General features: G+C 61.9%; 9 protein-coding genes and 2 pseudogenes. 8 read left to right on the top strand and 3 right to left on the bottom strand.

Going from position 1 to position 21,148, the window contains the following annotated elements:
• Positions 1 to 13 precede the first annotated feature (13 nt).
• On the top strand, positions 14 to 1,375 hold the full coding sequence (locus BJG93_RS29215) for an FMN-binding glutamate synthase family protein (protein ID WP_027194725.1): 1,362 nt from the start codon (positions 14 to 16) through the stop codon (positions 1,373 to 1,375).
• Positions 1,376 to 1,632: 257 nt separating this feature from the next.
• Positions 1,633 to 3,027, top strand: a complete 1,395-nt coding sequence (locus BJG93_RS29220) for an ammonium transporter (RefSeq protein ID WP_027194726.1) — start codon at positions 1,633 to 1,635, stop codon at positions 3,025 to 3,027.
• A 173-nt stretch (positions 3,028 to 3,200) separates the two neighbouring features.
• Here BJG93_RS29220 and BJG93_RS29225 read toward each other — a convergent pair whose 3' ends face one another.
• Positions 3,201 to 4,319, bottom strand: coding sequence for an NADH:flavin oxidoreductase (locus BJG93_RS29225; protein ID WP_027194727.1), 1,119 nt, complete (start codon positions 4,317 to 4,319; stop codon positions 3,201 to 3,203).
• 100 nt (positions 4,320 to 4,419) lie between these two features.
• Here BJG93_RS29225 and BJG93_RS29230 point away from each other — a divergent pair, with 100 nt between their 5' ends.
• From BJG93_RS29230 to BJG93_RS29245, 4 genes and pseudogenes are all read left to right on the top strand, one after another.
• A complete protein-coding gene (locus BJG93_RS29230) occupies positions 4,420 to 4,830 on the top strand; it encodes a winged helix-turn-helix transcriptional regulator (RefSeq protein ID WP_027194728.1) in 411 nt (136 codons plus the stop codon).
• Positions 4,831 to 5,205: 375 nt separating this feature from the next.
• A pseudogene (locus BJG93_RS36540) lies at positions 5,206 to 5,388 on the top strand (hypothetical protein); the annotation flags it as partial.
• Between the two features lie 261 nt (positions 5,389 to 5,649).
• Positions 5,650 to 9,273, top strand: coding sequence for an AAA family ATPase (locus BJG93_RS29240; protein WP_027194729.1), 3,624 nt, complete (start codon positions 5,650 to 5,652; stop codon positions 9,271 to 9,273).
• Between the two features lie 56 nt (positions 9,274 to 9,329).
• Positions 9,330 to 9,587 (top strand): DUF4242 domain-containing protein, encoded by a 258-nt coding sequence (locus BJG93_RS29245; protein WP_026226125.1) that lies wholly within the window; start codon positions 9,330 to 9,332, stop codon positions 9,585 to 9,587.
• A gap of 643 nt (positions 9,588 to 10,230) precedes the next feature.
• Here BJG93_RS29245 and BJG93_RS29250 read toward each other — a convergent pair.
• Positions 10,231 to 11,661 (bottom strand): IS1182 family transposase, encoded by a 1,431-nt coding sequence (locus BJG93_RS29250; protein ID WP_027194730.1) that lies wholly within the window; start codon positions 11,659 to 11,661, stop codon positions 10,231 to 10,233.
• 327 nt (positions 11,662 to 11,988) lie between these two features.
• Positions 11,989 to 13,011, bottom strand: a complete 1,023-nt coding sequence (locus BJG93_RS29255) for an IS110 family RNA-guided transposase (RefSeq protein ID WP_027194731.1) — start codon at positions 13,009 to 13,011, stop codon at positions 11,989 to 11,991.
• Positions 13,012 to 13,494: 483 nt separating this feature from the next.
• Here BJG93_RS29255 and BJG93_RS29260 point away from each other — a divergent pair.
• A pseudogene (locus BJG93_RS29260) lies at positions 13,495 to 13,773 on the top strand (YadA-like family protein); the annotation flags it as partial.
• A 908-nt stretch (positions 13,774 to 14,681) separates the two neighbouring features.
• The gene (locus BJG93_RS29265) at positions 14,682 to 21,107 is read left to right on the top strand and encodes an ESPR-type extended signal peptide-containing protein (RefSeq protein ID WP_027194732.1); all 6,426 of its coding nucleotides are present in this window, start codon (positions 14,682 to 14,684) and stop codon (positions 21,105 to 21,107) included.
• The last annotated feature ends 41 nt before the right edge of the window (positions 21,108 to 21,148 follow it).

Here is a 21,148-nt window from a genome sequence, read left to right on the forward strand (position 1 = left end):
CGAGAACATTCTCATGGAAGCCAAACCGATCCATTTCGCCCGCTTGCAGCAGGAAGAGTCGCAAGGCTACGACCGCAAGACGATCGACTACATTCACACCGCCGCGCAGCGCGGTCTCTATGAAATTCGCGGTCTCGGCGCGAAGCGTCGCGTGCCGCACTTCGACGATCTGCTGTTTCTCGGTGCGTCGCTGTCGCGTTATCCGCTCGAAGGCTATCGCGAGAAGTGCACGACGCAAACGGTGCTCGGCACGCGCTTCGCGAAGAAGCCTGTCGTGCTCGATATTCCGATCACGATTGCGGGCATGAGCTTCGGCGCGCTGTCGGCGAACGTGAAGGAAGCGCTCGGCCAGGCAGCCACGGCGATGGGCACGTCCACCACGACCGGCGACGGCGGCATGACGCAGGAAGAGCGCCGCTCGTCGAAGACGCTGGTGTATCAGTGCCTGCCGTCGCGTTACGGCTGGAATCCCGACGACGTGCGCCGTGCCGATGCGATCGAAGTCGTGATCGGACAGGGTGCTAAACCGGGTGGCGGCGGCATGCTGCTCGGGCAGAAGGTGAACCCGCGCGTCGCCTCGATGCGCACCCTGCCCGCGGGCGTTGATCAGCGTTCGGCGAGCCGTCATCCGGACTGGACCGGTCCCGACGATCTGGCGATCAAGATTCAGGAATTGCGCGAAATCACCGATTGGGAAAAGCCGATCTACGTGAAAGTCGGCGCCACGCGTACGTTCAACGACGTCAAGCTGGCCGTGCACGCCGGGGCGGACGTGGTGGTGATCGACGGCATGCAGGGCGGCACCGCCGCCACCCAGACATGTTTCATCGAGAACGTGGGTATTCCGACGCTGGCCGCGGTTCGTCAGGCCGTGGATGCGCTCGAAGACCTGAACATGAAGGGCACGGTGCAGTTGATCGTGTCGGGCGGCATTCGCTCCGGCGCGGACGTGGCCAAGGCGCTTGCCATGGGCGCCGACGCGGTCGCGATCGGGCAGGGCATGTTGATGGCGCTCGGCTGCAATAGCGATACGTACTTCCAGAACGGCGCGCTGCATCCGGCGACGGCGGACTATGCCGCGCTCGGCACGTCGCCGGGGTTCTGTCATCACTGCCACACCGGCAAATGTCCGGTCGGCGTGACGACGCAGGACGCCGTGCTCGAACAGCGCGTGCAGGCGGAAGAAGGATCGCGCCGCGTGCGCAACTACCTGAAGACGCTGAACATGGAGTTGACGACGATCGCGCGGGCCTGCGGCAAGCAGAACGTACATCACCTGGAGCCCGAGGACCTCGTTGCGTTGACCGTGGAAGCCGCCGCAATGGCGCGTATTCCGCTGGCGGGTACGTCGTGGATTCCGGGGCAGACGTACTGATCGGTGCAGGATTCGACGCCCGATGCGGGGCTCGCCATGCGAGTAACGCCAGGCGTCGGGACTGTCGCGGAGGTTGATGCGTTGTGTGCGGCGCTAACGGAGGACCGCGCCGCGGCGCTCGGGTATCGCCGCTGGTTTAGACGAGCGTAGCAGGCGCCATTGGATTCTGTTTTACCCACACTCATCACGGTCACCGCCTGCTCGCGCATGGCCCATCGCGCACGAGCACGCTTCGACGTTTTCCACAGGATCGCGCAATGAAAAGACTGAACAGGGTTTTTGCGTTACTCATGATGCTGGCGCTCGCTGTGCCGGTGTACGCGCAGAACGCCGCAGCCGCACCAGTGCCGAACAAGGGCGATACCGCCTGGATGATCGTCGCCACGCTGCTCGTCGTGATGATGGCCGCGCCGGGCCTCGGGCTGTTTTACGGCGGCATGGTGCGTGCGAAGAACATGTTGTCCGTGCTGATGCAGACACTGGTGGTGTTCTGTCTGCTCGGCGTGTTGTGGGCCGTGTATGGCTACAGCATCGCCTTCACCGAGGGCAATGCCTTCTTCGGCGGCTTGAGCAAGGCGTTTCTCGCCGGCATCACGCCGGACTCGACGGCGTCGACGTTCAGCAAGGGGGTCGTGATTCCGGAGTTCATTTATGTGTCGTTCCAGTTGACCTTCGCGGCGATCACACCGGCGCTGATCATCGGTGGCATTGCTGAGCGCGCCAAATTTTCTGCGGTGCTGCTCTTCATGGTGCTGTGGTTCACGTTCTCGTATCTGCCGATCGCACATATGGTCTGGTACTGGCCTGGCCCCGACGCGTACACGAGCGCGGCTGCGGGCGACAAGGCGACGGCGACCGCGGGCTTCCTGTTCCAGAAGGGCGCGATCGATTTTGCTGGCGGCACGGTGGTCCACATCAACGCGGGCATCGCGGCGCTGATCGGCGCGGTCATGATCGGCAAGCGCGTCGGCTTCGGTCGCGAAACGATGGCACCGCACAACCTCACGATGACAATGGTGGGCGGATCGCTGCTGTGGGTCGGCTGGTTCGGTTTTAACGTCGGCTCGAACCTCGAAGCCAGCGGCGCGGCTACGCTCGCATTCATCACGACCCTGCTCGCCACATGCGCGGCCACCGTATCGTGGACGCTGGTGGAATGGGTGCTGAAGAAGAAGCCGTCGATGCTCGGCGCGGTGTCTGGCGCGATTGCCGGACTCGTCGTGATCACGCCCGCATGCGGCTACGTCGGGCCGATGGGGGCGATCGTGATGGGTTTAATCGCCGGGGGCGTCTGCTACTGGGGCGTGAACGGGCTGAAGCGTCTGCTTGGTGTCGACGACTCGCTCGACGTGTTCGGGGTGCACTGTCTCGGGGGAGTGGTCGGCGCACTGCTGACCGGCGTGTTTGCATCGCCGCGACTCGGTGGCACCGGTGTCTACGATTATGTCGCCAACAAGGTCGGCGTCTACGATATGTTCGGCCAGTTGATTGCGCAGTGTTGGGGCGTGGGTATCTCCCTGGTCTGGTCGGCGGTGGTATCGATCGTCGCGTTCAAGCTGGTCGACATGACGATCGGACTGCGTATCGAACAGGAGGGTGAGCGCGAAGGGCTCGATGTCAGCTCGCATGGGGAATCGGCTTACCATTCCTGACGTTCGGCAGCGTGAAACAGCTCGACCGCCAATCCGTTCGACCCTCCGTGGGAAAGCTATTTCGGCGAGCGGTTGGGCTTCGCGATGCTGGACTCGCTCAAAGGTTGAAAGCGTGAAATTCGAATTAACGAAGAGGACGGGTTCGAAGAATGTTCCCGTCCTCGAACTCACCGTCAGACCAATTCGGCGAGCGCTGCCGCGTCGAACCCTTTCAGCGCGCCGTATTGGCCGTGTTCAACCTTTTTGACCCAGTTCGGGTCGTTGAGAATGGCCCTGCCAACGGCGATCAGATCGAACTCGTCGCGTTCCATTCGCTCGACGAGACGGTCCAGGCTCGCAGGGCTCGATCCCTCCCCGGAAAAGGCGGTGGCGAAATCCTTCTCAAGCCCGACCGATCCGACGCTGATCGTCGCGGCACCCGTCACCTTCTTGGCCCAGCCGGCAAAATTTAGCCCGTTTTCGCCATCGATCTCAGGAAACTCGGGTTCCCAAAAGCGTCGCTGCGAGCAGTGCAGGACATCGACGCCGGCTTCAACCAGCGGCAGTAGCCAGTCCTCCATGATCGCCGGGGTCCCGGCGACGCGCACGCTCAAATCCTGCTGCTTCCACTGACTGAACCGCATGATGATCGGGAAATCCGGACCGACGGCGTCGCGCACGGCAGCGACAATCTCACTTGCGAAGCGGGACCGCTGCTTGACCGTCGGCCCGCCATAGCGATCGGTCCGCTGGTTGGTCCCCAGCCAAAAAAACTGATCGATCAGATAGCCATGGGCGCCATGGATTTCTACCGCGTCGAAGCCGAGCGCTTTGGCGTCTCTTGCCGCCTTGGCGAAGGCTGCGACCGTATCCGCGATGTCCTCTTCGCTCATAACTACACCGCGAGGGTCGCCGGGCGCGACTAGCCCGGATGGGCTTTCGACCGGCGCATCGGGCTCCCAGTTGTTGATGTAACGGGTCGAACCGGTGTGCCAGATCTGAGGCGCCATATGGCCGCCCGCGTCGTGGACGGCATCGATCACATCTTTCCAACCGGCTAACGCGGCCTCGCCATGAAACAACGGAATGCCGCCGTCGTTGCGTGATGCAGGACGGTCAATGACCGTCCCTTCGGACAGAATAAGCCCGACGTGCCCTTCCGCGCGGCGCCGGTAATAGGCGACGTTCGCGTCGCCAGGCACGCCCTCGGGGGCAAAGAGCCGCGTCATCGGGGCCATGACGATCCGGTTCTTTAGGTTGAGCGAGCGGATTGAGAAGGGGCGAAACAGGGTGCTGGTATCGGGGTGAGACATTGAACAGGCTCCGTTGCAAACAAAGGCCTCATGGTATATGTTTGATACCTGACGTCAATTAGGCACCTGAAGTCGCCCAGGTGTATCGAAGGAAACCACGATGCCCGCGCTTGAACTGAAATGCTTTTCGTCTGACTGCCCCAGCCGCGTACTCTTCGACCAGATTGCCGACAAGTGGTCGATGATGGTGCTGGCCGTACTGGACGACGGGCCGCAGCGTTTCAACGCCATCCGACGGCGCCTCGAAGGCGTCACGCAGAAGGCGCTTACCCAGAGTCTTCGCCGGCTCGAGCGCAACGGCCTGATCTCAAGGAGAGTGGTTTCGCTGTCTCCGGTGGCGGTGCAGTATCAGATCACGCCACTTGGGCGCACGTTGCAGCCGCCATTGCGGGCGCTGCATGAGTGGACGCTCACCAAATTTGCCGAGGTCGAGGCCGCGCGTCGGGCATTCGACGCGGCGGCGGGCGGAAGCGCGTTGGCGGAAGGATCAGAACATCGGCAGTTTGCTTGACGCGCGACCTGGCGCGGGTAATGCCCCACCGGGCATTCCGATGTCGATCTGGTCTCGTTCATCCGGTCCTTAACTTCATGAACACGTGCGGCGGCGCTGGTAAGGAACGTGACGGCGAGCGACTCGTCGGCTGGTGTGACGCTGTCGACTGGGCTACAGCGAACGGTCTCCTCGATTCGGCTGATGGTCGCTTGCTCGAGTGGAATCGCTCAAAAGCACGACGCCACTACCGTGCGATGAAAGCGATATATTGACCGGCTGTCCAAAGGTGTGTGACGGAGCGGGCGGACTCGTCGCCTCAAGCTTGTCGTGGCCCGGGCCAATGGCCGACCAATGGCCGCTTTGGAGCAAGCCGAGCGATCGCTCCGGGTCGGTTCGAAGGCATCACTGAGCTACCGATGCAGAAAGAGTCTGCGAGCCGTTCAATTGCTGCTTGGCCAAGCCCGCGTCGAACGCACCGTTAGACATCCAGGTAAATCGACCATGCACTGGAAACGTTCGAACAGGCCAATGCATGACGTACAAGGTAGCGATCGGCTGAGGAGATCCCTGGCGTAGGGCCAGCTTCGGACGCGGGCCTGCACGTCAAGACGGGCATTCGAACCTCGGCTTCGCGCCGATCGTGTGGGGAGCCCCGCATCGATACTCGCAAGGTCGCCACGCGGCGTATGTTCGTTGCTCTTACTTAAGCGGTACCGCCGCACGCGCCTAACGTTCCCGTCGCCTGATCAGGCAATCGTTGGAATGCGCGCGAAGTGCATGGACAAGTAGCGTTACCTCGCCGATCATAGTCTTGGACGGTATGCCAGAGATCCAGCGATGACCGACGACATGACAACGTGGCTGGCGCAGATTGGCCTCGGTGGACACGCTGCGAAGTTCGCCTCGGAAGGGATCGATTGGGATGTGCTCGGCGACCTTTCCGATGACGAGTTGAAGGAGCTTGGCCTGACGCTCGGTGACCGCAAGCGGCTGGCGAAAGGGCTAGCTGCACTGACCGACGCCCACGCGCGATCGCTCGGATACGCGAAGGAACGAGGAGAGCGGCCTTCGGTGTCTACGTCCCCAGCCGTCGAGGCCGAGAGACGGCAGCTCACCGTGATGTTCGTCGACCTGATTGATTCGACGGGGCTCGCGGAGCGATTCGATCCCGAGGACATGCGGCGCCTGCTAGGTTTCTATCATCAAGCCTGCGCAAGCGCGATCGAAGCTCATGAAGGTCACATCGCGCTTTACCTCGGTGACGGGCTGCTCGTTTATTTCGGCTATCCAAACGCGCACGAAGACGATGCCGTGCGCGCAGTACTTTCGGCTCTCGCCGTCGTCGCGGCGCTTCGCGAGGCCAACGATCGCATCGAAATTGAGCACGGCGTACGCCTGCAGTTGCGTATCGGTATCGAGACGGGACTTGTCGTCGTCGGGGCAATTGGTGCTGGAGCCACGCTCGATCAACAGGCGATCGTCGGAGAGGCCCCAATCGTCGCCGCAAGGCTGCAGTCGCTCGCCCCGCCCAACGCAATCGTCGTGGGCCCGGCCACGCAACGCTTGATCGAAGGATCGTTCCTGCTCGAAAACCTCGGTTGGCAAGAACTGAAAGGGATTTCGGGTCCGGTTCAGGTCCAGCGCGTGCTGGCGCAAACAGATGCGATCGATCGCTTTGGAGTCAGGGCGGGCCACCGCATGACACCGCTGATCGGACGGGCCGCGGAACTCGAAATGATCCGGCAGCGCTGGAAGCAGAGCGTTGACGGCGAGATGCGCTGCGTGCTGTTGATCGGCGAGCCGGGAATCGGCAAATCCCGCGTGTTGCGAGCATTCGACGATAGCATCAGTGGAGACACCCATGCGGTCGTTTCGCTCCAATGTTCCTCGTACTATCGCAACAGCCCTTCGTGGCCGGTATTACGCTGGCTACGGCGCGTCTTTGGCCTGGCACCCGACGCGCACGGCGCTTCGGATGTCGAACGGCTTGAAGCTGGAATCGCAAGCCTCGGAGTCGATGTCGACGAAGCGGTTCCCGTACTCACAACGTTGCTGGAAATTCCGGCTACCGCCCGCCATCCGGCGATCGACGCCTCATCGCCTTCCTTTAAACGACGGACGCTGGACGTGCTCGTCGCCATCATCGAAAGCTCGACGCGCATTCAGCCGGTGCTCGTCGTTGTAGAGGACGCGCACTGGATCGATCCGTCTTCGCAGGAGTTCGTTCGGCTGCTGCTCGAGCGACTGGTGGCCGCCCCGCTGTTTGTACTGCTCACCGCGCGGCCCGAGTTCGAACCAGGATGGACTTACCCTCATCAGGTAAAGGTCAATCTCGATCGGCTTTCGCGCCGTGATTGCGTCGCGATGATCGAACGGCTGACCGATGGAAAGCGGCTTCCGGATCTCGTACTCGATCAGATCGTCTCCAAAACGGACGGCGTGCCGCTTTTCGTCGAAGAGCTTACGAAGACCGTCCTGCAGGGCGATTTGTTGCAGGATGCTGGCATCAGCTACGAGTTGAAAGGAACGCTGCAGACAATTGCGATTCCGGACACGCTGCAGGGCTCGTTGCTATCGCAGCTCGACCGGCTGGAGCCAACCGTCAAGGAAACCGCCCAGATCGCAGCCACAGTGGGGCGGGAGTTCGGCAGAAAGCTGCTTGGCCTGATTACCTCGAAGCGACAGAACGAACTGCAGGAAACGCTTGACTGCCTGGTCGCAGCCGAAATTATCGTTCCCGCTTCGGGTACGCCAGCGGAGAGAGACGTGTATCTGTTCCGGCACGCGCTGATCCAGGAGATCGCGTACCAGTCCCTGTTGCTTGCGAGGCGCCGCCAATATCATGCGCTGATCGCCGCCGCTCTGGAAGACCATTATCCGGAAGTCGCGGAGCGGCAACCCGAACTGATTGCTCAGAATTTGACTGCGGCCGACCTGCCGGATCGTGCAATCGGCTACTGGCAGCGTGCGGGAGAACGGGCGCTTTCGGGCGCGGCCTACGAGGAGGCTATCGCTCACACGCAGCGTGGGCTTGAACTGATAAACCGATGTTCCTACGGTGATCAGGATCGGGCAGCCCACCAGGTGCCTCTGCTGCTGACAAGAGGCGGAGCGGAGCTCAGGTTGGCCCGCCGCGAGGCGATAGTGACCTTCCGGCAGGCGGCGCAAATTGCCCGCGAGCAGAAGCTGCCGTCGTTTCTTGTGCAGGCGGCGTTGGGGTTCGACACCGCCGAGACGTTCCTCGAAGGCTCCGGCAAAGCCTCGCTTTCTTTGCTCGAAGAGGCGCTCGCCTTGATCGGCACCGAAGAGTCGGTCGAACGCTGTCGGCTGTTGAGTCGACTGGTCCGCACCGTTCACATGACCGGTGCACGTCAACAAGCTGACGAACTGGTTCTGGAGGCTGTTGCTCTAGCCAGGCGCCTCAACGACCTGCCGAGCTTGTTCGACGCATTGGTGTGCGACATGATGCATATCGGGGCTCGCCCTTTGCCTGCGGACAAGTTCGCGGAGCGTCAAGGCGTGTTGCAGGAGTTGAGACAGATTGCAGAAGCTCTCGGTGACGCACACACCATAGGTCACGCATGCGCTCGATGTCTCGCCGGCTATCTGGAGATCGGCGAGGTGGAGCGCTTCGAGAGCGCGCTCGAAAGGTATCGGCAGATTGCCACCAGTGGGCAGCATTTCGTCGACAAGTGGTGTGTGACGGGTGCGCAGGCGATGCGGGCCATACTCGTCGGGGACTTCGCCGTGGCGGAGCAGAAGGCGCGAGAGTCGTTGCAGATGGCGCAGACCGTCGACGCGACACTGGCAACGGGCGTCTATGGCATGCAGATGTTCACGATACGCCGCGAACAAGGCCGGCTTGCCGAGGTAGCGCCGCTCTTCAAGCGGTTCGTCGACGAGCATCCCGAAAACGCTGCGTGGCGGCCCGGGCTCATGTTGATCTGCAGCGATCTCGGCTTCGAATCACAGGCCCGCGACAATCTCGATCGACTCGCGGAATCGGAATCCAGCATTCCCGTCGATAGTAAGCGGCTCGTTACGTTGACGTATCTGGCGGAAGTTGCTGCGCGACTCCGGGACATTGAGCATGCCGAACAGGTTTATGGACTTCTCCTGCCGTTCAGGGATCAGGTCGTCACCGTTCCTGTTTTTACGCTGTGCTGCGGATCTGCGGCAAGGTATCTCGGCATGCTCGCACATGCTCTGGGCGATTGGTCCGCCGCCGAGGAGCATTTCGAACACGGCCTGTGCATGGACGAGCGCTTGCGGGCGTGGCCTTGGCTCGCGCACGGCCGGCACGAATTCGCGCTGATGCTGGCAGCACGCAATCGCATCGAAGATAGAGCACGAGCGCAAGACCTGCTCGCCACGGCGGCCACCGCAGCCAACGAACTGAAGATGTTCGGTCTGGTAGAGCGCATCGGTGGCGCTCAGACAAGCACAGGGCACATAAACTAGCACACGGTTGCATGTTTCGAAGCGCAGCGATGCAGCCACTACTCAAGGAGGGCCCCATGCCACGTTTTATGATTGAACGAAACTTTGCGGAACAGCTGGAGGTCACTGGCGAAAGTGCGGGTGCCGTGAAACGGATCAACGACGAGGAGGGCGTCGAGTGGCTCTTTTCGTTTCTCAGCGCGGACAAGAAGAAGACTTATTGCCTATATGAGGCGCCCAACGCCGAAGCCATCCGCGCGGCGGCACGTCGGGCGAACCTGCCGGCCGATGTGATCATTGAGGTGAGCGACTTGCGGCCGGAAATGTTCAGTTAGAGGGCTAGGCGCGAATAGCATCGTTGTGTCGCGAGGACGATGCAACGACAGGAGCGCCGCACGCGTCATCGGGCAACAGCAACAACGCTGGACCGAGTGACCCGGTCCATAACAAGGCAGCCCTGACAATTTGCCTTAATGCCCGAAACCGCCGAGGTGAGCCGTCGCGGACCAGGCACCGAAGGGCGGAAAACGCCTGGGACATGCCCGCGGTTGTGGAGGCGCGGATGGCCGTTGTACGTTTCGTTTGGAAGCCGCCCCTGATAAGGAGCTTCGTCCGCTGGCCGAGATGGGTCGCAAGTACGCGTTGGCGACGGGGAAACGCGTCGTTCAAGACCGCTGAGGTGAGAACGGCCGGAGAGCGTTGTGAAGCCGACGCATCAAAGCGATCACCTGAACGTCGGCTATGGCCGAATTGCTTCATTGCGCATCCGGCAGGTTCCGAAGTGAACCAGCCATTGGAACGACGGCTTTCAGCGTTGCGCGAACGGCAACTATTGGCCCAGACCGTGTCAAAACGCGTCGCCGGTGGGAATTTGACGGCACGGTGTCTCGGTAACAGATTGCGGCTTATCGATTGCGCCACGACAAACGCCAATTCAGCGCTGAACGTATCGCAAGGACCGTGATGGGCGTGTGGGCCTCACACCCGCATCGCCTTCATAACCGTTTCTGAACCGAGAAGCTTGATAACCCGTTTCATGTTGTAGGCGAGCACGTGCAAGCTCATCTCAGTGCTCACCCGCTCGATAGTACGCGTCAGGAAATGAGTCGCGCCCATCCAGGCCTTGATCGTGCCAAAGGGATGCTCGACGGTCTGTCGTCGGGTACGCATCATGTCTGGGGCGAGATCAAGCCGGACCTGCATCTCTTCGAGCAATCCTTCGTGCTCCCAGCGTGTCACCCGGCGTTCGGTACCTGGAGTGCATTTGTCTTTCAACGAGCATTGTTGGCACTGCGAGCTCCAGTAGCGATCTAACTTCAGGCTACGTTCGGTTGTCTTGTAGCGCCATATGAGACGTTCGCCGGCTGGGCATCTATACTCGTTCTTCTCAGCATCGTAGATAAAATCTTCTTTGCTGAAACGGCCGTCAGCGGTCGCGGCCGAGGTCTTTGTCTTTGGAACAAACACCGTGATGCCAGCCTCGTGGCATGCGAGTATCTCCTCGCTCTTGTAATAACCTCGGTCAGCAACTGCCGTTAGTTTATCGACGCCGATTTCCGTGCGCGCCAGCTTGGCCATCGACGTGAGTTGGTCACGATCGATGCCGTTGTTGGTGACTTTGTGCGCGACAATCAGATGGTGCTTTGCATCGACTGCTACCTGCACGTTGTAGCCGACGACTCCGGTCCCTCGCGTCTTCATCGAACGCGCGTCCGGGTCTGTGAGCGACACTTGCTTGTCCGGTGTTGCGTCGAGTTTAACTTCGACTTGCCTGAGGATTTGCATCTGCTCCTTGAGGGCCGCAATCTTGTCTTGCAGCCGATCTGTCTTCGCCTTCGCAATCGTAGGCTCCTGACGATCTGCGGTGTCCATTTCCACCAGATAACGGCTGATGCTTGCCTCGATATCCCGCATTCGCCGTTCTAGTTTTGCGCTCGTGAAGTTGCGGTCGCGATGGTTCACCGCCTTGAATTTGCTCCCGTCTATCGCAACCAGCGCTTCGGCGAAGAGGTCCAGACGCTGGCATAGCATGACGAACTGACGACAGACGCTGCGGATCGCTTTGCCGTTGTCTTTACGGAACCGCGCAATGGTCTTGAAGTCTGGCGCCAGGCGGCCCGTGAGCCACATCAGTTCGACGTTGCGCTGAGCCTCGCGCTCAAGGCGTCGACTGGATTGAATTCGGTTCAGGTAACCGTAGATATAGATCTTAAGCATCACCTCTGGGTGATACGAAGGTCGACCTGTTAGCGCTGGCTCAACACCTTCAAACCCGAGCTTCTGAAGATCAAGCTCATCTACAAAAACATCGACTACGCGTACGGGATTGGTGTCCGTCACGTAGTCGTCAAGTGTTTCGGGGAGGAGAAAGCTTTGTGAACGACTGTCGCCCTGAACGAACCGCTTCATCTCGCTCATCCTCCGCTATCGGATGAGAGATTTTAACGCGTCAAAAATGGCGTTTTGACACAGTCTTATATGGACACCGCCCGGTTTGCCAAGTTGATCTTGATGTGACGCCGTAACGAGGTATCGGCTGCGGTCTTATATTCGGCTTTCCGCAAGCCGAAGCCGCGAGCCCTGATGGAATGCGCCAAGAACGTCCTCATCTGGGCCGCGTGCTACAGGCACAAGGCTGTGTTCAGGTTTGCGTTCTTGCGGTCCGACCTGTTTTGCCATCACATGGAATCAATCTTAGCAACCTACCAATTTCTCAACGTTCCAAGTCTGATACTGCTACGCAGCTCTCACACTGACGTGATTCTTTTCGTAACTGCTCTCGTGGGCTAGTATGGCCCAAGCAATTCGCGCCATCTTATTTGCAAGAGCCACGGCTACTACGTTGTTAGGTCGCCGCTCTTGAATTCCTTTCTGCCAAGCAGTTGGTACCTTGGCGTGACACAGGACGGAGCGCGCCCCGTGAATCAGCAGCGTGCGCAGGTATGGGTCCCCTCGCTTTGAGATCGAGCCCAATCTAACCTTGCCGCCCGTACCGTTTTGTCGAGGAACAAGCCCGAGAAATGCAGCGAACTCACGTCCCGACTTGAACGTCTTGGCATCTCCAACTGTTGCGACCAAAGCGGTGGCGGTGAGTCTGCCGATGCCCGGCACTTCGGAGATTGCGCGACACGCCGCTTCCTGTTTCTGCCAGGCACCGATGCGCTTCTCGAGTTGACTGATATCGTCCTCAAACGCGTTGATACGTCGTAGCTGATCTTGCAGATTAAGGACGATCGGTCGTGGCAACGTGTCCTCTAACTCTGCCATGCGTTCGCGGATTTCAGTGAGTCCTGCCAATCGTCCGGCCCGAAACGTCGCGCCGAATTCGTAGAGCAACCCACGTAGCTGATTCACCTGCATCGTCCGAAACTTGACGAGCAACGAGCGCATGCGGTGCAGGCTCAGCATCGTTTGCTGATCTTCTGTCTTTGCAGCAACCGTGCGCATCCCGGGTTGCTGTACAGCCGTCCAAATCGCCCGAGCGTCCGCTGCGTCGGTCTTGTTCGTTTGTACGAATGGCCGAATAAATTGTGCATGTAGTAGCACGACCTCGTGCCCCAGCGCCCGAATCTTACGCGCCCACCAGTGAGCACTTCCGCAAGCCTCAAGCGCCACTCGACCTGCTGGGCGTTGCGCGAAAAACGCGATTAGATCGTCGCGTCCGAACCGGCGATTGGCTATCTCACCAGTTTGTGCGTCGACCCAGTACATCTGGAACACCCGCTTTGCAACATCCAGTCCATATGTCGTAGCATTCATTTAGGGCCTCCGTTCCTCAGTGGTTGTGTCGCAGCTCCACTTTGGCACGTTGATGCCGTTCGGTTCTGGAGGCCCTCAATGTGCCCACCTCCCCGAAGGGAGGGCGGTGTCCATTCCATCTGGGCCGACTGCAGCCCGATGCGTGGCGTGGCGACGGGGCATCGTCGAGCCGGCCGCGTCGGTCAGAATTCGACCCTGAACCGTCCTTCGAGCCAAGACCATCTCGAAGTCCGCTTTCGAAGTACAACGGCCGCTCTTTGATCACACAGGACGACAGTTGATCGGCCGTTTCTGCCGTTGGGAAAGTGCGTTTGGCGGTCCGTTCTAGTCTAGGGAGCGGACGATGGCACAAAAACACCACAACTTGGCCGTTTTAATATGGCATGTACGCCGCTAGCTGGTTCAGCTACTCCGCTCCTGAAGCAGTGCCCCTATGCGCTGCGCGAGCGGAGATAAGTAAGCACCGGTGCGAAAGACCACACCAATACGTCGATCCACAGCGTTGGCGACGACATGCAGAAATACCGCCGTCACGCGAACGCCGGTTCGGCGTGCGCACTCGCGATGGCGAACTTGCCGCAAGCTGTGTTGCCTGGCGAGAAGGTTGTAGCACTCGCAGCGGGCAACTACGGCGGACAGTCCGCGATGGCTGTGGGTCTGTCGGTCACGACGCAAAAGTGGATGGTCAAAGGCTCGGTCACGACGGGCGTTTCCGGTCACGGTTCCGTCGGCGCGGGCGCGGGCGTCGGCTACCGCTGGTAAGTAACCCTGGCTGTGTCTCGCTGCTGCCGCCGTTGTGCTGCGGCAGCGGGCAGGCGAACGGATTCCTATTCCTCTACATTAACTGTCCTGCATTTTTAATATGCGTTTTGCTACACGAAATCGAGTTAAAAAAATAGAGAAGAAATTGCTGATTCCCTTGTCAGGAAATCCTGACTCCGCTCTGCGCCAATAAGGTGAATAGCACCTGTTGTTAAATTGCGCAATACCCGGATATCGCCAAAGGCTTTTTGGTAGACAAATGAAAAGACCTATGAGAAAGTTCCCGCGGGCACTCATCTTTCTTTTTGTTACATGACTCATATAAAGGGCGCCACCGCATTCCATGCGAATAGCTTGGCGGCGTTCGTCTCATATAGTGCTCAAGATGTTGCGAGAAAGAGAAACGGTGCGTGTAACGGGCGCGAGACTAGTTGCCATGCCACGAACCAAGGAAACGTTGCAACAGGCTACGAGGGGGCAGTAACGATGAGTATCTCAGTCGGAACAGCGTCGGGCGCTGCCTCGGCGAAGAAATCATATCAATCTGACCGGCAATTGGCGCTCCGCCACGCGATCGCCTTTCCTCTGCGTCTGCCCTTCGGACCTTCATAACCCAGACATTCGTCAAACGTCTCAGCGGCCAGCTCGCCGAAAACTGGCTATCTGACCGACCCTCATTCTTTAATTAGTCGTGCGAATCGCATTGCGGGCATGAGGTATTCGCTCGCGCTCAAGATTCGTGATTGACCGAGGGCGGAAGGAACTTGCCGCAGTTCCAACGCTAAAGCAACGTGCGCCGCAACGAGACGGCTTAAACGTAATAAATACGCATCCTGAATAAATTGGGATGCATGCACACGCGTGTGTTTTGAGAATTTCGAATTTCAATTACCTCGTGAGGCAACGACATGAACAAAGAATATCGGACCATCTGGAACAAGGCGCTGGGCGCCTTCGTAGCCGCGTCGGAGTTGGACGCGTCGCGCGGCAAGGGAAAGTCGGGAGCGGCCGCTTCCATATGCGACGCACGCCGCGGCGAGCAGGGTGCTGCGGCGTGGCATGGTTCGGGATCGCGTGTCGTCACCGTGCTGTTGCTAATGGGTTTCGGGGGATGGGCCGCGCAGGCGCAAGCGCAGGCGAGCTGTTCGGCGGCGCCCTACAACTTCTATAGTGGCAGCACCACGTGCGTGGGCTTTCAATCCACAGCCTCTGGCGGCGGCTCCACTGCGGTAGGTTATGCCGCCAGCAGTACGGGACTTAATGCGTTGTCCTTCGGCTTCCAGGCTATTGCCAATGGTATCAACGCCATTTACGTGGGCGCGCGCACAGCTCCGGGTACCGGCGCGACCGCGCAGTCGGCGATCGGCATCGGTACGGATGTCGCCGCCAGCGGCACGTCGGCCATCGGGATTGGCGTTGACGCTGTCTCGAGCGGCAACGTGTCTACTGCTGTTGGCCCCCTGGCGAAAGCAACTGGAGACAATAGCGTTGCAATGGGTTCGAGTGCCAACGCTGCTGCCTCGGGCGTCGTCGCATTGGGCAGTGGTGCCACAGGCTCCCAGACCAACGGTATAGCCGTTGGCTCGGGGGCCAGTGCCACTGGTGCGAACGCCGTTTATCTGGGCGCGCGCACTGCGGCGGGCACCGGTTCGACCGGAACGGCCTCCATCGCCATCGGGACTGACGTTACCTCTAACGCCAGTTATGCCGCTGCGATTGGCTTCCAGGCTGTGGCAAGCGGACCTGCAGCGGTCGGGGTGGGCTACACCGCCGCGGCCTCCGGGACGCATGCTGTCGCTGTCGGTTTTCAGTCCATCGCCAGCGGACTCAACGCCGTTTATCTCGGGCCGCGTTCGGTCGCCGGCACGGGCGCAACGGCGGCGGGTGCGATTGGCGTCGGCACGGACGTGACTGCGTCCGGTCCCTCTTCACTCGCCGCCGGCACATTGTCCAAAGCGACGGCACAGAATGCCGTGGCTTTGGGAGCGGGCGCCGCCGCCTCAGGGCTCAACGCGCTCGGTATGATGAACGGCTCACAAGCCACCGGTGCTAATTCGATAGCGTTGGGGTCATACGATACCGTTGCCGAAGGCGGCGCGCCTACCCCGGCGACGGTGGCAGGCGCCGCGGCGTCGGGCATTCGCGCAATTGCGATCGGCTCCGGCGCGAGCTCGGCGGGTTCCTCGTCCATCGCGATAGGCGATTCGGCGCTGACGGGCGCCAGCACAGATGCCCTCGCCATGGGTACCTCCGCAACGGCAAACGCGGCTAATGCTTCCGCCATCGGCAATGCGGCAAGAGCGCTCGCCGCCTCCACGGTTGCGATCGGCGACGGCAGCACCGTCGCCGCGGCAGCCGGCGCGGGTTCGTTCGCCGGCGGCCATAACTCCCAAGTGCTCGGTGGGACGGGCGCAGTCGCGCTTGGTCAGGCGCAGACCGCCAGCGGCAACGGCGCAGTCGCGATTGGCGATCCGAATACCGCGACCGGCAATGGCGCGGTCGCCGTGGGCGCGAACAATACCGTCACGGGCGACGGCGCGGTAGCGCAGGGCAACGGCAATACTGCCAATGGTCAAGGCGCGGTCGCGCTGGGCAACGCGAGCACCGCGAACGGCGCGAGCGCGCTGGCGTTCGGCGATTCGGCGGTGGCCAACCAGACCCGTGCGATTGCACTCGGTGCCGGCGCATCGACCAGCAACGCGAACGACGTCGCGTTGGGCGCGGGCAGTACGACCGCAGCGCCCCATACGGGCACTACTGCGCTTTACGGCGGCACCGCGGCCGGCATCGCGAACGCGACCAACGGTGTGGTGTCGGTCGGCTCCGCTGGCAATGAGCGGCAACTGCAGAACGTGGCAGCGGGTGTGATTTCGGCTACCAGCACCGACGCGATCAACGGCTCGCAACTGAACACGGTTGTCACCGGCGTCAATAATCTCGGCGCGTCGACGGCTGGCACGTTGGGCGGCGGCGCCAGCTATAGCGCGACGACCGGCGATATCACCGGCTTTAGCCAGCCGGTCAACACCGTCAGCGCTACCGGAGCCGTAAGCGGACCCAACCCGCAGACGACGGTTGCCGGTGCGTTGACCGCGCTGAATACGAATATCGACAACACCGCCAATATCGCGGTGAAGTACGACGCGGCGGGCGGAACGAAGATCACGCTCGGTGCGACCGGCGGGGCGGGAGCCGGATCTCCGGTGACCATCACCAACATGGCGCCGGCCGCATTGAACGCGACAAGCACGGACGCGGTGAATGGGTCCCAGCTGTTCGCCACCAACCAGCAGGTGTCGACCAATACCACAGCGATTGCCAACATCAACAATGGCGGCGGGATCAAATATTTTCACACCAATTCGGTATTGGCTGACAGTGTTCCCACCGGCACCGATGCGATCGCGGTGGGACCGGTCGCCAATGCGTACGGTAACGATTCGATCGCCCAAGGCCTGAATGCGGTGGCCGGCGTAAACGGCTCACCGACCACAGCTAACGACATAGCGTTGGGCAACGGGGCTCAAGCCACGGGTGGCGATTCGATCGCTCAGGGCACCGGGGCAATCGCGAACACGACCGGCGCCATTGCGATTGGTCAGACGGCAACCGCCACCGGCGGCAAGGCGGTGTCGATCGGCGTGGGCAATACCGCGAGCGGTAACGGCGCGGTCGCTATCGGCGATCCGAACTCGGCGATCGGGACCGGTGCGATAACCATGGGCGCGAACAATACGTCCAACGGCCAGGGCGCGGTGGCGCTCGGCAATGCCAATACCGCGGCCGGCCAGGGCGCCGTCGCGCTGGGCAATGCATCGCAAGCGAACAATGCCGGTTCGGTCGCGTTCGGCGACGCCGCAACGGTGTCGGCCGCGGCGACGCAAGGCGTGGCGATCGGTTCCGGGGCCACGGTAACCAACGCCGGCGCGGTGGCTCTAGGGGCGGGAAGCACGACTGCCGCCGCGGTGGGCACGCCAGGCGCGACGATCAATGGGACCGCGTACACGTTTGCCGGCACGACGCCGGCGAGCACGGTCAGCGTCGGCAAAGCGGGCGCCGAACGCACCGTGACGAATGTTGCCGCAGGCCAGTTGAACGCTTCGAGTACCGACGCGGTGAACGGCTCGCAGTTGTACGCAACCGATCAGGCGGTCGACGCACTTGCCACGACGGTAACCGCCAACAAGACGCATTACTACAGCGTCAACGACGGCGGCACGCAAGGCGCCAACTATGCCGACGACGGAGCCACCGGCGTCAACGCGCTGGCTGCGGGTGTCGGCGCTCTGGCTTCCGGCGTGAGCAGCACGGCACTGGGCAACGGTGCGCAGGCGCTGGCGAACAACGCAACCGCATTCGGATTGCAAGCGACGGCTTCCGTTGTCGGCGGCGTAGCGATCGGCTCAGGATCGGTTTCGGATCGCACGGTTCTGCCCGGAGCAGGATCGATCGCCAACGGTTCCCACGCGATTCCGTTCAATACCTCCGATGAGACTTTGCTCGGCGCAGTGTCCGTCGGCAGCAGCACCGCCTACCGGCAGTTGACCAACGTGGCCGACGGCACGCAGGCGCAAGACGCGGTCACCGTCAGGCAACTGGCGGGCGCATTGTCGTCGTTTTCGGTGACCGGCACGAACTATTTCCACGCCAATTCGACAGCGGCCGATTCGCTCGCCGTGGGCGCGGAGTCGATCGCGGTTGGACCGACGACCGTCGTCAATGGCGACAACGGCGTAGGTGTCGGCAACGGAGCGGTGGTCGATGCAACCGCGCCAGGCGGTGTTGCGATCGGCCAGCAATCGCATTCGGCCGCGGCCGACGCAATGGCGCTCGGCAGCGGCGCGATCGCGAGCGGCGCGCAATCGATTGCGCAGGGCGCCAACGCCAATGCCGCGAACCAGGGCGGCGTGGCGGTCGGCTCCGGCGCGCAAAGCAGCGCCACGGACGCCGTAGCGCTTGGTGCCGGTGCCAGCTCGACATTTGCCAATAGCGTGGCGCTGGGCAGCGGTTCAACAACAGCTGCGGCGGTGGCCACGCCGGGTGTCACCATCAACGGCACGGCCTACACCTATGCAGGTACGGCTCCGACCAGCACGGTCAGCGTGGGCAGCGCGGGTCACGAGCGCACGGTGACCAACGTGGCGGCCGGACAAGTGAACGCGGCGAGTACCGACGCGGTGAACGGTTCGCAACTGTACGCAACCGATCAGGCAGTCAGCAGTCTGTCCGCGACGGTAACCGCCAACAAGACGCATTACTACAGCGTCAACGACAACGGTACACAGGGTGCCAACTACGCCGACGACGGCGCCACCGGTATCAATGCGCTTGCGGCCGGCGTAGCCGCCACCGCCGGCGGCGTCAATAGCACGGCGCTGGGCCAGGGCGCGGTGGCCAATGACGCCAACGCGGTGGCGCTGGGCAGCGGCTCGACCACGGCTGCGGCGGTGGCAACGACCGGCGGCACGATCAACGGCACGGCCTACACGTACGCAGGTACTGCCCCGACCAGCACGGTCAGCGTGGGTAGCGCGGGTCACGAGCGCACGGTGACCAACGTAGCGGCCGGGCAGGTGAACGCGGCGAGTACCGACGCGGTGAACGGTTCGCAGCTTTACGCGACGGATCAGGCGGTCGACAACCTCGCCGGGGTAGTTACGGCCAGCAAGACGCACTACTACAGCGTCAACGACGGCGGCACGCAAGGCGGCAACTACAACAACGACGGCGCCACCGGCGTCAATGCACTGGCGGCGGGCGTGGGGGCAACGGCCGCCGGCGTGAGCAGCTTTGCCGGCGGCAATGGCGCTGCCGCGCAGGCGAACAACGCGCTTGCATTAGGCGCGCTGTCGAGCGCTTCGGTGGCCGGCGGAGTCGCGATCGGCTCGGGATCCGTGTCCGATCGCGCGGTGCTGTCCGGCATCGGTTCGATTGCGAACGGCAGCCATGCGATCCCCTTCAACACATCGGATCAAACTTTGCTCGGCGCCGTGTCTTTCGGCAACGCGGCCGGCAACACCTATCGCCAGCTGACTAACGTCGCGGACGGCACGCAGGCGCAGGACGCCGTCACGATCAGACAGCTTGCGGGCGCGCTGTCGTCGTTCGCCGTGTCCGGACAGATGTACTTTCATGCGAACTCGACGGCCGCGGATTCGCTGGCGGTCGGCGCGCAATCGATTGCCGTTGGACCGACGACCGTAGTCAACGGTGACAACGGCGTGGGCATCGGCAACGGCGCCGTCGTCGATGCCACGGCGCCGGGCGGCGTTGCGATCGGCGAGAGCTCGAATGCGGCGCAGGCCGACGCGATCGCGCTCGGCAGCGGCTCGATCGCAAGCGGCGCCCAGTCGATCGCACAAGGGGCGAACGCAAAGGCCGCCAACGCAGGCGGCGTTGCGATCGGCTCGGGGGCGCAAAGCAGCGCCATCGATGCAATCGCAATGGGCTCCGGCGCGAGCGCGACGATGGCAAACAGCGTTGCGCTGGGTGCCGGATCGGTGACGACGGTTGGCGCGTTGAGCAACTACATCGCGTATGGATTGAGCAGTCCGCAGTCGTCCGCGGGTGAGTTCAACATCGGCAATCGGCAGATCACCGGTGTCGCGGCCGGCAAGGCCGGTACCGACGCCGTGAACGTCTCGCAACTGGACGCGGTGTCGACCCAGTTGACCACGCTGATCAACCAGCGGACCACCAACAACGGCGGCAGCTTCTCGTCCTCGCCGGGCACGCCGACGCCACCGGCCTCCACCGGTTCGAATTCGTCGGCGGGCGGGCAGGGCGCGTCGGCATCGGCATCCAATAGCACGGCGGTCGGCAACAGTTCGCAAGCCAGCGCGACGGGCGCGACTGCTGTCGGAGTCGGCGCGGCCGCGAGCGGCAATAACTCGGTGGCGCTGGGGGCCGGCAGCTCGGATGGAGGCCGCAGCAACGTGGTGTCCGTCGGCTCGCTCAACGACACCCGGCAGGTGGCGAATGTGGCGGCGGGAACGCAAGGGACGGACGCAGTCAACGTGAACCAGCTCAATGCCGGACTGGCGCAAGCCAATGCCTATATCGACCAGCGCGTGGACCAACTGCAATCGGGCATCAACTCGGTCGCGCGTAATGCCTATTCCGGCATCGCCGCGGCAACCGCATTGACGATGATTCCGGAGGTCGACAAGGACAAGACCTTGTCATTTGGGATCGGCACGGCGGGCTTCCGTGGTTATCAGGCTGTGGCGTTGGGCGGAACCGCTCGGCTCACCGAGAACATCAAGATGAAAGCAGGCGTTGGCATGAGCCCCGGCGGCACAACCTTCGGGATGGGCGCGGCCATGCAATGGTAGGGCGCGGACGCTTTCGCTCAAGTGCGAACAACCTGATCGTG

Origin of the sequence: Paraburkholderia sprentiae WSM5005 (genome assembly GCF_001865575.2) — a bacterium.
Lineage (GTDB): Bacteria > Pseudomonadota > Gammaproteobacteria > Burkholderiales > Burkholderiaceae > Paraburkholderia > Paraburkholderia sprentiae.